8 protein-coding genes are annotated in these 11,374 nt (G+C 75.5%); 4 read left to right on the forward strand and 4 right to left on the reverse strand.

The window, feature by feature from the left end:
* Positions 1–40: 40 nt before the first annotated feature.
* From QQY24_RS22855 to QQY24_RS22870, 4 genes are all read right to left on the reverse strand, one after another.
* Positions 41–2,428, reverse strand: coding sequence for a DUF3488 and transglutaminase-like domain-containing protein (locus QQY24_RS22855; protein ID WP_301974575.1), 2,388 nt, complete (start codon positions 2,426–2,428; stop codon positions 41–43).
* Positions 2,425–3,783, reverse strand: a complete 1,359-nt coding sequence (locus tag QQY24_RS22860) for a DUF58 domain-containing protein (protein WP_301974576.1) — start codon at positions 3,781–3,783, stop codon at positions 2,425–2,427. Before QQY24_RS22860 ends, QQY24_RS22855 begins: the two co-directional genes overlap by 4 nt.
* Positions 3,780–4,820 carry a MoxR family ATPase gene (locus QQY24_RS22865; RefSeq protein ID WP_301974577.1) on the reverse strand — a complete coding sequence of 347 codons (1,041 nt, stop codon included), beginning with the start codon at positions 4,818–4,820 and terminating at the stop codon, positions 3,780–3,782. The genes QQY24_RS22860 and QQY24_RS22865 overlap by 4 nt, the downstream gene beginning before the upstream one ends.
* A gap of 242 nt (positions 4,821–5,062) precedes the next feature.
* Positions 5,063–5,611 (reverse strand): carbonic anhydrase, encoded by a 549-nt coding sequence (locus tag QQY24_RS22870; protein WP_301974578.1) that lies wholly within the window; start codon positions 5,609–5,611, stop codon positions 5,063–5,065.
* Between the two features lie 419 nt (positions 5,612–6,030).
* Here QQY24_RS22870 and rsmH point away from each other — a divergent pair, with 419 nt between their 5' ends.
* The 4 genes from rsmH (at position 6,031) to QQY24_RS22890 (ending at position 11,361) form a co-directional block, all read left to right on the forward strand.
* Positions 6,031–6,987, forward strand: a complete 957-nt coding sequence (gene rsmH / locus QQY24_RS22875) for a 16S rRNA (cytosine(1402)-N(4))-methyltransferase RsmH (RefSeq protein ID WP_301974579.1) — start codon at positions 6,031–6,033, stop codon at positions 6,985–6,987.
* A 97-nt stretch (positions 6,988–7,084) separates the two neighbouring features.
* Complete coding sequence (locus QQY24_RS22880; protein ID WP_301974580.1) at positions 7,085–7,690, forward strand: septum formation initiator family protein; 606 nt, start codon at positions 7,085–7,087, stop codon at positions 7,688–7,690.
* 5 nt (positions 7,691–7,695) lie between these two features.
* Positions 7,696–9,660: a penicillin-binding protein 2 gene (locus QQY24_RS22885; RefSeq protein WP_301974581.1), complete on the forward strand. Its 1,965-nt coding sequence runs from the start codon at positions 7,696–7,698 to the stop codon at positions 9,658–9,660.
* A gap of 180 nt (positions 9,661–9,840) precedes the next feature.
* On the forward strand, positions 9,841–11,361 hold the full coding sequence (locus QQY24_RS22890) for a UDP-N-acetylmuramoyl-L-alanyl-D-glutamate--2,6-diaminopimelate ligase (RefSeq protein WP_301974582.1): 1,521 nt from the start codon (positions 9,841–9,843) through the stop codon (positions 11,359–11,361).
* Positions 11,362–11,374 lie beyond the last annotated feature (13 nt).

An 11,374-nucleotide genomic window follows, 5' to 3' on the forward strand; every position in this document is an offset into this window, starting at 1 on the left:
GCCACCCCTCACGCACGTCTCGCCCCTGCTGACCCGACGGTCACCCCTGCTGACCCGACGGCCTGCGCGCCCCCGGCCGGACCTCCGCCGCCCGGGCCCGGAGCGCGGCCCACCGGGCCGACACCGCCCACAGCACCCGCAGGGCCGAGCGCGGTGCGAACCGCGCCCGCAGCCGCGCCCACCGGCCCACCGCACCGCTCAGCCCGGCGGCCGCCCGGCGCACGTCCTCCGCCAGGCCGGCCGCCGGCCGCGGCCGGGGCGCGTACAGCACCTGCTCCACCGCGTCCGCCACCCGGTGCACCGCGGCCCCGGCCGCCGGATCGAGCCGGCCGAGCCGGACGATCCGGGCCGCCGCCGCGCGCGGGGTCTGCGACCGGTCCGGCACGATGCCGACGTCCCAGGCGCTGTCGGTCAGCTCCTGCCAGGCCGCCAGCGCGTGGGCCGCCGCGCCCGCGCCGGTCCGCGGGTGCCCGCCCAGCCGCACGGACCGTACCCGGGCCCGCCACAGCATCGGCGACATCGGGAGCGTGAGGACGGCCAGCGCCCCCAGCCCGAGCAGCGCGTACCACAGCCCGCGCGGCAGGCCACCGCCCGCGCCGCGCGAGGCCGCCCCCGCGGACGGGCTGTCGCAGGCCGCGGGCCCGGCCGGGCGGCCTGCGCAGTCCTCGCTCGGCGAGGCCGCCGCCGAGGGTGCCGAGGAGGCGTTCTTGGACGGCAGGGCCTGGTCCGGCAGGGAGGTGCCGGGCGCGACCGGCACCGTGTACGACGGCACGGTGCCCCGGGACGGGGTCGGCTCGAAGCGGGTCCAGCCCACCCCCGCGAAGTACAGCTCGGGCCAGGCGTGCGCGTCCTTCAGGGTCACCGCGACCGTGCCGTCGGCTCCCGGGGTGCCGGGCGCGAAGCCCACCGCGACCCGGGCCGGGATGCCGAGGGTGCGGGCCATCGCGGCCATCGCGAAGGAGAAGTGGACGCAGAAGCCCTGCTTCTTCTTCAGGAAGTTCGCGATCGCGTCCGCACCGGTGCCGACCTCCACCCGGGTGTCGTACTGGAAGCCGCCCGTGACGGAGAAGTAGTCCTGGAGCTTGACCGCCTCCTCGTAGTGGTCCGCCGAGCCCGCCGTGACCGCCCTGGCGGTCCGGGCCACCACGGCCGGCAGCCTGGAGGGCACCTCGGTGTACGCGCGCTTCAGGCCCGCCGGCGGCTCCGGCGCGGCGGCCAGCTGGGCCGCGGTCGGCTGCACGTCCAGGCTGTCCACCCGGTAGGTCTGGCCGTGGGTGTCCTGGCCGTGGTCGCCGACGAGCGTCATGCCGACCGGTTCGTACCGCCAGGCGCCGTCGATCCGCACGCTGCTCGGCGGGTACGGCATCGGCAGCCAGGCCTGGGCGTACCAGTCCGCCGCGGTCACCGTCGTCCGCACGGTGGTGCGCTTGACGTCCCGGCTCAGCCCGGCGGGCGCGGGGAGGACGTCCGGCACCCCGACGACCGGCCGCCGCGCCGGCCGCCACGTGGTGCCGTCGAAGTCGTCCAGGGAGACGATCCGCAGGTACAGGTCCGAGATGTCGTCCGAGCTGGTCCTCAGGGACAGCACCTGGCGGTCGGTGTCCACGTTCAGGCTGTCGCGCAGCGACACCAGGGGGCTGACCGCGGAGGGCGCGCGGCCGTCGCCGCGGCCCGTCCCGACCCCCGTGCCGGCGCCGTCCAGCAGGCCGCCCCGCATCGCGGGCAGGGCGAGCGGCACCACCAGGGCGACCCCGAGGGCGACCGCGCCGATCCGCCGGCCGGTGCGCACCGGGGTCACCGGCCCGCCCCCCGGCCCGCCCGGCGGGCGGGCCGGGGGGCCGAAGACCCGGCCCCACTGGGCCAGCCGGTCCCGGCCCTCGGCCAGCAGCAGCATCAGGTAGCCGGCCGCCGCGACCAGGAACCACAGCCAGTCGGCGCCGCCGTCGGACAGTCCGGCGGCCACCGAGTACAGCGCGAGCAGCGGCAGCCCGGCCGGGGCCGCGCTGCGCAGGGTCACCGCGAAGACGTCCACCAGCAGGCCGACCAGCAGCACCCCGCCGATCAGCATCAGCTGGATGCCGTCGGTGAGCGGAGCCGGGATCGCGTACCGGCCGACGTCGTCCGAGCCCTGCCGGAGCAGGTCCGCCAAGTGCCGGAGGGCGTCCGGGCCCGGGACCACGCCGGCGAACGACTGTTCCCGGGCGAACACCAGGGTCAGCAGCATCAGCGTGGCCAGTGCCTGCACCGCCACCGCCGGCGGGCGCGGCAGCGGCGCCCGCCGGACGGCCATGCCCACCCCGCTCTGCACGGCGACCAGCAGGACCGCCTCGAACAGCCAGGTGGGCTGGTCCACCAGGGGCAGCAGTGCGCACGAGGCCATCAGCGTGGCCGCGGCGGCGCACAGGGCCAGCCGTGCCCGCCCGCTCATCCCCGACCCTCCCCGCCCACGGCGGCCAGGCCCGAGCGCTCCCGGTCCGCCTGCCGCCACAGGTCGTTCAGCGCGGCGCCGCGCGGCACGCCCAGCACCGTCCAGCCGGCCTCGCGCAGCATGCGCAGCCGCTCCCGGTGGGGGTCGCCCGGAGCCGGCACGTCCGCCGCCTCCCGCGTCCAGGTGCCGGGGTCCAGCACGAAGGCGACCGCGCCGCCGCGCCGGCCCATCCGGGCGACCGTGGCCGCCTGCTCCTCGTCCAGGTCGCCCAGGAAGGCGACCAGCAGTCCCCCGTTCCCGCCGCGCAGCACGTCGTGGGCCCGGGACAGGTCCGTGCCGTCGGAGTGGTCGATCACCGCGAGGGTGTCCAGCACCAGCCCGGCCGTGTCCGCGCTCCCCTGGCCGCCTCCCGCGAACCCGTCGCCGCCTGCCCCGGGCACCGACGTGCCGTCGTCGGTCAGCAGCCGCACCGTGAAACCCCGTTCGAGCATGTGCACCAGGACCGACGCGGTGCCGGAGACGGCCCACTCGAAGGCGGAGCCGGGGCCCGCGCCCTCGTAGGCGATGCCCCGGGTGTCCAGCAGCACGGTGCAGCGCGAGCGCCGCGGCTGCTCCTCGCGGCGCACCATCAGCTCGCCGTGGCGCGCGGTGGAGCGCCAGTGCACCCGGCGCAGGTCGTCGCCGTAGCGGTACCCGCGCGGGATCACGTCGTCGTCGCCCGCCAGGGCCGGCGCACGCCGGTGCCCCCCGCCGTGGCCCTCGGCCCGGCCGCTGAAGCGCACCGGGGCCAGCGGCTCCACGTGCGGGACGACCGTCAGCGTGTCGGACGCCGAGAAGGACCGGGTCAGCTCGCACATCCCGAACGGATCGGCGAGCCGCAGCTGCAGCGGGCCCAGCGGATAGCGGCCGCGCAGGTCCGAGCGGACCCGGTAGGACACCTCGCGGCGGCCGCCCGGCTCCACCCGGTCCAGGACGAACCGGGGCCGCGGGCCCAGGACGTAGGGCACCCGGTCCTGGAGCATGAGCACGCCCGTGGGCAGCCGGGAGACGTTCTCCATCCGCAGGTGCACCCGGGCCTCGGCGCCGGCGGGCACGCGCGCGGGGGAGAGCCGGCGGCTGCCGGTGACGCGGTGGCGGGTGCGGTGCAGCACCGCCGCGCAGAGCAGGGGCAGGACGGCCAGCAGCAGGCCGACCCGCAGCAGTTCGCCCTGGCCGAGCACGTAGGCGCAGACGGCCGCCGCGATCCCGGCGGCCAGGAAGGAGCGCCCGCGGGTGGTGAGCCCCGCCAGGGCCGTGCGGACACCGCCCGCCCGCCCGCCGTCGGCCTCCGCCCGCCCGCTCCCCGCGGGCATCACGACCTCCGCGGGGGCTGCTGGGGGCGGGCCGGCACGGTCCGGCCCAGCCCGCCGAAGCCGCTGTGCTGCTGCGGCGCCGTCGGCACCGGGGTGTGCTGGAGGATCTCCAGCACCACCTGCTCGGCCGTGCGCCGGTTCAGCTGGGCCTGGGCGGTGGGCAGCAGGCGGTGGGCGAGGACGGCGACGGCGAGCGCCTGGACGTCGTCCGGCAGCGCGTAGTCCCGGCCGCCGAGGGCGGCGGACGCCTTGGCCGCGCGCAGCAGGTGCAGCGTCGCGCGCGGGGAGGCGCCGAGCCTGAGGTCGGGATGCGTGCGGGTGGCGGCGACCAGCTCCACCGCGTACCGCCGGACCGCCTCCGAGACGTGCACCCCGCGCACCGCGTCGATCAGCTTCACGATCTCGTGCGCGTGCGCCACCGGTTGCAGGTCCTCCAGCGGGGAGGCGGCGCCGTGCACGTCCAGCATCCGCAGCTCGGCCTCGGCGCTCGGGTAGCCGACGGAGACCCGGGCCATGAAGCGGTCGCGCTGGGCCTCGGGCAGCGGGTAGGTGCCCTCCATCTCCACCGGGTTCTGCGTGGCGACCACCATGAAGGGGCTGGGCAGTTCGTACGTCTGCCCGTCGACGGTGACCTGGCGCTCCTCCATGGACTCCAGCAGCGCCGACTGGGTCTTGGGCGAGGCGCGGTTGATCTCGTCGCCGATCACGATCTGCGCGAAGACGGCGCCCGGCCTGAACTCGAAGTCCCGCCGCTGCTGGTCCCAGATGGACACCCCGGTGATGTCCGAGGGCAGCAGGTCCGGCGTGAACTGGATACGCCGCACCGAGCAGTCGACGGACCGGGCCAGCGCCTTGGCCAGCATCGTCTTGCCCACCCCGGGGACGTCCTCGATCAGCAGGTGTCCCTCGGCGAGCAGCACGGTCAGCGAAAGCCGTACGACCTCGGGCTTGCCCTCGATCACACCCTCCACGGAACTGCGGACACGCTCCACCGTGGCGGTCAGATCATTGAGGCTCGCTCGATCGTCATAGGTCGTCACCCGGCCCTCCTCGGCCCGTTCTCACCGGGCCGGCGCCCTGCGACGCGCGACCGGCCCACCCCGGCAATACGCGGGCACCGCGCGGAAGGGGTTCCGCGCGCCGCCGCACTCCGCATTCTCGCTGCCGTTACCGATTCGTGTCACTCGCCCGTGGACAACCGCCCGCGCGGGCGTCCGGGCCGCCGGGCGGGCGTCCGGCCCGGGCCGGCGCCGTCGGCCCGGGACAGCTCACGAGCCGGGGCTCAGGACGGGTCGATCTCGCGCAGCAGGCCGGTGCGCACGTCGAAGACGAAGCCGCGCACGTCGTCGGTGTGCAGCAGGAAGGGCGAGGTGCGCACCCGGCGCATGGACTGGCGCACGTCCTGGTCGACGTCCCGGAAGGACTCCACCGCCCACGCCGGACGCTGTCCGACCTCCATCTCCAGATCGTGCCGGAACTCCTCGGTGAGGGACTCCAGACCGCAGCCGGTGTGGTGGATCAGCACGACGCTGCGGGTGCCCAGCGCCCGCTGGCTGATGGTCAGGGAGCGGATCACGTCGTCGGTGACGACACCGCCCGCGTTGCGGATGGTGTGGCAGTCGCCGAGTTCCAGGCCGAGCGCCGCGTGCAGGTCGAGCCGGGCGTCCATGCAGGCCACGACGGCGACGTGCAGGACGGGGCGGGCGTCCATGCCGGGGTCGGCGAACGCGGCGGCGTAGCGCTTGTTGGCCTCGATCAGGCGGTCGGTCACGGTGCCGTCGTCCGTCATGGCGTCTTCGGGCCCGGGGGAGGTTGCTGCGGAAGTCGTCATGGTGAAGACGTTACTGGCCGTACGTCGTCCCGGCCCGCTGCGGGAGGGGACAAAGAACGCCGTTGCGGCTTGTTGTGAGCTAACCCACATGGGGGACGAACGTGCTCCGGACGGGCGATCGCCCGCCGTTCGCCGCACCGCCCGGCACGCCCCGCGCGACGCGCAGGCCGGTTGATTGACCGCGAGACGGGGTGGACTAAAGTGACGCGAAGCGGGAGGCGCGGCTCTCCCCGCTGGTGAAACCCAGGAGACCCCGGCACCCGCCCGGTCCGTCTCCCCACGTGCGCGGCGCGTACGTACGGCTCGGCCTCCTCCCGTTCCCGGTCGGCTGACGCTTCCGGCGCCGGCAGGCCCCCCGTCACCCGGCGGGCGGGGACCCGGCGGTGCGTGCGGCCCGCGCCGGATCCTGAGAGGCCCCCTTGAGCCAGAGTCGACACGTCCCGGTGATGCTCCAGCGGTGCCTGGACCTGCTGGCACCCGCCCTGGAGCGGCCCGGAGCGGTGGTGGTCGACTGCACCCTCGGCCTCGGCGGCCACAGCGAGGCGCTGCTGACCCGGTTCCCCGGCGCGCGGCTGATCGGCCTGGACCGGGACAAGGAGGCGCTGCGCCTGGCCGGTGAGCGGCTGGCGCCCCACCAGGACCGCGCCACCCTCGTGCACGCCGTCTACGACGAACTGCCCGGGGTGCTCGACCGGCTCGGCACCGCCCGCGTGCAGGGCGTCCTGTTCGACCTCGGCGTGTCCTCCATGCAGCTGGACGAGGCCGGCCGCGGCTTCGCCTACGCCCAGGACGCGCCCCTGGACATGCGCATGGACCAGACGACCGGCGTCAGCGCCGCCGAGGTCCTCAACACCTACCCGGCGGGCGAGCTGGTGCGCATCCTGCGCGCCTACGGCGAGGAGAAGCAGGCCAGGCGGATCGTCTCCGCGATCGTCCGCGCGCGCGAGGAGGAGCCCTTCACCACCAGCGCGCGGCTCGTCGAACTGATCCGCGACGCCCTGCCGCAAGCAGCCAAGCGCACCGGGGGCAACCCGGCCAAGCGCACCTTCCAGGCGCTGCGCATCGAGGTCAACGGCGAGCTGTCCGTGCTGGAGCGGGCCGTTCCGGCCGCCGTGAGGGCCCTCGGCGTCGGCGGACGCATCGCCGTGCTGTCGTACCACTCGCTGGAGGACCGCCTGGTGAAGCAGGTGTTCGCGGCCGGCGCCGCCACCACCGCCCCGCCGGGGCTGCCCGTCGTGCCCGAGCGCTACCAGCCCCGGCTCAAGCTGCTGACGCGTGGTGCCGAACTTCCCACCGAGGAAGAGATCGCCGAGAACCGCCGGGCCGCCCCCGCCCGGCTGCGCGGTGCCGAGCGCATCAGGGAGGACGCGGAGTGAGCGCATGGGGCCGGCCGGGTTCCCGGACCCGCCGCAGGGCCAGTCGGACCCGCCGGCGGGTGGCGCCGGGGGCGGAGGCGGGGGCAGGAGAGGGCCAGTGCGCAGGAAACCCGAACTGAAGGGGAGGGCGGCCCGGCTGGCCGGGCTCCTCCCCGCCGGCCGCGCCCGTGCGGCCCGCACCCCGTTCGTCCTCCTCGTCGTCCTGCTGCTCGGCGGCGGCCTCATCGGGCTGCTGGTGCTGAACTCCGCGCTCAGCGCGGGTTCGTTCGAACTGGACGACCTGCAGAAGCGGACGAAGACCCTCACCGACGAGGAACAGGCCCTCCAGCGGGACATCGACGCCTACTCGTCCCCCGACGCCCTCCAGCGCCGCGCCCGGGAACTGGGCATGGTGCCCGGTGGCGCCCCGGCCTTCCTCGGCCCCGACGGCACCGTCAAGGGCGTGCCCGGCCCCGCCCCCGAGTCCGCCGCGTTCACCGACCCGGCCGGCCTGCAGGACATGATCCCGGTCCCGGGCCCGGACGCGCCCGCCGCCACCGGCCCGACACCCACCGGCCCGGCCGGGCCGTCCGGCGGCCCCGTCCCCTCGGCGTCCGCGCCGACGGCGCCCTCGGACCCGGTGACCGCCCCGGCCCCGGCGATGGCGCCGCTCGCCCCCCTCCAGCCCCTCCAGCCCGCCCCCACCCCGACCCCCGGCAGGTGACGGAAGTGTCCGACAGGGAACCGCCCCGCCGCCGCGTGCCCGGCCCCGCGAAGCCGCCCCGGCCGCGGGGCGCCGTCCGGCGGCAGCCCGGGCCCGGCGCCCGTCCGGCCCGCCGCCCCGGCGGAGCCCGGCCCCCGGCCCCGCCCGCCCTCCGGCTCGGCAGCTCCCGGCCCCGGCTGCGCCTGGTCGGCCTCGCGCTCGCCCTGGTCTTGATCGCCTTCGTGGTACGGCTGCTGCAGGTCCAGGCCGTCGACGCGAGCACGTACACCGCGAAGGCCGAGCAGAACCGCTACGTCGTGCACACCCTGACCGCAGAGCGCGGCAGGATCACCGACCGCAACGGCGTGGCCCTCGCCGTCAGCGAGGACGCGTACGACATCACGGCCGACCCCACGCTGTTCAGCGCGAAGCAACTGAAGATCGACGACGGGCCCGAGCGGGCCGCCGCGCTGCTCGCGCCGATCCTCGGCCAGGACCAGGCGGCGCTCGTCAGGAAACTCAGGCCCGCGAACAAGGAGTCCCGCTACGCCGAGCTCGCCTCCCGCCGCACCCCGCAGGTCTGGAAGCAGATCAAGGACCTGAAGGCCGCGCTCGCCCAGAAGGCCGGGACGGACCCCCGCACCGTCAACGTGCTCGCCGGCGTCTTCGCCGACCCCAGCAGCCAGCGCGTGTACCCCAACGGCGACCTCGCCGCCGGGATACTGGGCTGGGTCAACGCCGACGGCACGGGCGGCGGCGGCATCGAGCGGAAACTGGACAAGCAGCTGTCCGGCAAGGACGGCAAGGTCCGCTACGCCCAGTCCGGGGGCCGCCAGGTGCCCACCGCGGGGTCCACCGAGACCCCCGCCGTGCCCGGCAGCGACGTGGAGCTCACCCTCGACCGCGACATCCAGTGGGCCGCGCAGGACGCCATCACCGAGCAGGTGGAGAAGTCCCGGGCGGACCGCGGCTACGTCATCGTCCAGGACACCCGCACCGGCCGGGTCCTGGCCATGGCCAACTCGCCCGGCTTCGACCCGAACGACCTGGCGAAGGCCGACGGCGACGCCATGGGCAACGCGGCCCTCCAGGACGCCTACGAACCCGGCTCCACCGCCAAGGTGATGTCGATGGCGGCCGTCCTGGAGCAGAACGCGGCCACCCCGCTCACCCACGTCGTCGTGCCGAACCGGCTGCACCGCGGCGACCGGCTCTTCCAGGACGACGTCGACCACGCCACCTGGTACCTCACCCTCAACGGGGTGCTCGCCAAGTCCAGCAACATCGGCACGATCCTCGCCACCGGCCAGCTCGGCAGGACCCAGGCCGAGGCCAACGAGGTCCTCTACTCCTACCTGCGCAAGTTCGGCATCGGCAGCTACACCGGGCTCGGCTTCCCGGGGGAGACGCGGGGCATCCTCGCGCCCCCCGGGAAGTGGTCCACCTCGCAGCAGTACACGATCCCTTTCGGCCAGGGCTTCTCCATCAACGCCATGCAGGCCGCCTCCGTGTACTCGACGATCGCCAACGGCGGCGTCCGGGTGGAGCCCACGCTGGTGCGCGGCACGAAGGGCCCCGACGGGCGCTTCGACCCCGCCCCGAAACCCAAGAGGACGCGGGTGATCAGCGAGAAGACAGCCCGGACGCTGGCCCGGATGCTGGAGTCCGTCGTGGACGACGAGCAGGGCACCGGCATCAGGGCCCGCATCCCCGGGTACCGGGTCGCGGGCAAGACGGGCACGGCCAACCGCGTGGATCCGGCCACCGGCAGGTACCACGGCTACACCTCGTCGTTCGCCGGCTTCGCGCCCGCGGACAAGCCCCGCGTCACCGTGTACTGCGCCATCCAGAACGCCACCTCCGGCAGCTACTTCGGCGGCCAGATCTGCGGCCCCGTCTACAAGCAGGTGATGGAGTTCGCCCTCAAGACCCTCCAGGTCCCGCCGACCGGGGCCCGGGCCGCGAACCTGCCCGTCACCTACCGGCCCTGACCGGCCCCGCCCCGCACCACGGAACGACCACCAGGAACGAGCCCCGTGACCATGATCACTCCCGATTCCGGGAACCAGGACGCCCGGGAGCCCTCACTTCGCCCCGGGGCCGGTACGCCCGGTACGCTCACCGCCGTGCCACACGCTGATCAGTCCCAAACCACCCAGAAGGGCGTTTCCGTGACATATCCGGGGCCGCCGCGACCGGTTCAGGTCTCCGCCACACCCCTCGCGGAACTGGCCGATCAGCTGGGTGCCGCCGCTCCGCGCGCCGCCGCCGGGATCACCGGGATCACCCACGACTCGCGCGCCGTCCGCCCCGGCGACCTGTACGCCGCCCTGCCGGGCGCCCGCCTGCACGGCGCCGACTTCGTCGCCCAGGCCGCCGGCCTCGGCGCCGCCGCCGTGCTGACCGATCCGGCCGGCGCCGGGCGCGCCGCCGCGACCGGCCTGCCGGTGCTCGTCGTGGACGACCCGCGCGCGCGGATGGGCGAGCTGGCCGCCACGCTCTACGGCCACCCGGGCCGCGACCTGCTCCAGATCGGCATCACCGGCACCTCGGGCAAGACCACCACCGCCTACCTCGTCGAGGGCGGCCTGCGGACGGCCCGGTCCACCGGGCTCATCGGCACCGTCGAGACGCGCATCGGCGGGGAGCGCATCAAGTCCGAGCGCACCACCCCCGAAGCCACCGACCTGCAGGCCCTCTTCGCCGTCATGCGCGAACGCGGCGTCGAGGCGGTCGCCATGGAGGTCTCCAGCCACGCGCTGGTCCTCGGCCGGGTCGACGGCTGCGTCTTCGACGTCGCCGTCTTCACCAACCTCAGCCCGGAGCACATGGAGTTCCACTCCGGCATGGAGGACTACTTCCAGGCCAAGGCGCAGCTGTTCACGCCGGCGCGCAGCCGGCTCGGCGTGATCAACGCCGACGACGAGTACGGCCGCCGCCTCGCGCGCGAGGCGACCGTCCCGGTCGTCACCTTCTCCGCCGAGGGCCGCCCCGACGCCGACTGGCGCGCCGGGGACGTCCGCATCGGCCCCATGGACGCGACGTTCACCGTCACCGGTCCCGGCGGCGAGCGGGTGAGCGCCAGGTCGCCGCTGCCGGGCCCCTTCAACGTGGCGAACACCCTCGCCGCCGTCGTCGCGCTCGCCGCGGCCGGCCTCGACCCGCAGGCCGCCGCCGACGGCGTCGCCGCCGTACCCGGCGTCCCGGGCCGCCTGGAGCGGGTCGACGCCGGACAGCCCTACCTCGCGGTCGTCGACTACGCCCACAAGACGGACGCCGTCGAGTCCGTGCTCCGGGCGCTGCGCAAGGTCACCAAGGGCCGGGTGCACGTCGTCCTCGGCTGCGGCGGCGACCGCGACCGGACCAAGCGGGCCCCGATGGGCGCCGCCGCCGCCCGGCTCGCCGACACGGCCGTCCTGACGTCCGACAACCCCCGCTCCGAGGACCCGCTCGCCATCCTCGCCACCATGCTCCAGGGCGCGGTCTCCGTGCCCGCGCACGAGCGCGGCGAGGTGCTCCTCCTGCCGGACCGGGCCGCCGCGATCGCCGCCGCCGTGGGCCGCGCCCGGCCCGGCGACACGGTGCTGGTCGCCGGCAAGGGCCACGAGCAGGGCCAGGACGTCGCCGGCGCGGTCCGCCCCTTCGACGACCGCCAGGTCCTTCGCGAAGCTATCCAGAAGACCCAGGGATGAAAATCCAGAAGAC

The sequence above is a fragment of the Streptomyces sp. TG1A-8 genome, assembly GCF_030499535.1.
Taxonomy (GTDB): Bacteria; Actinomycetota; Actinomycetes; order Streptomycetales; family Streptomycetaceae; genus Streptomyces.

Bases quoted from the DNA above. Each gene is read 5' to 3' on its own strand.
- QQY24_RS22855 (WP_301974575.1), bottom strand. From the start codon at position 2,428: ATGAGCGGGCGGGCACGGCTGGCCCTGTGCGCCGCCGCGGCCACGCTG.
- QQY24_RS22870 (WP_301974578.1), bottom strand. From the start codon at position 5,611: ATGACGACTTCCGCAGCAACCTCCCCCGGGCCCGAAGACGCCATGACG.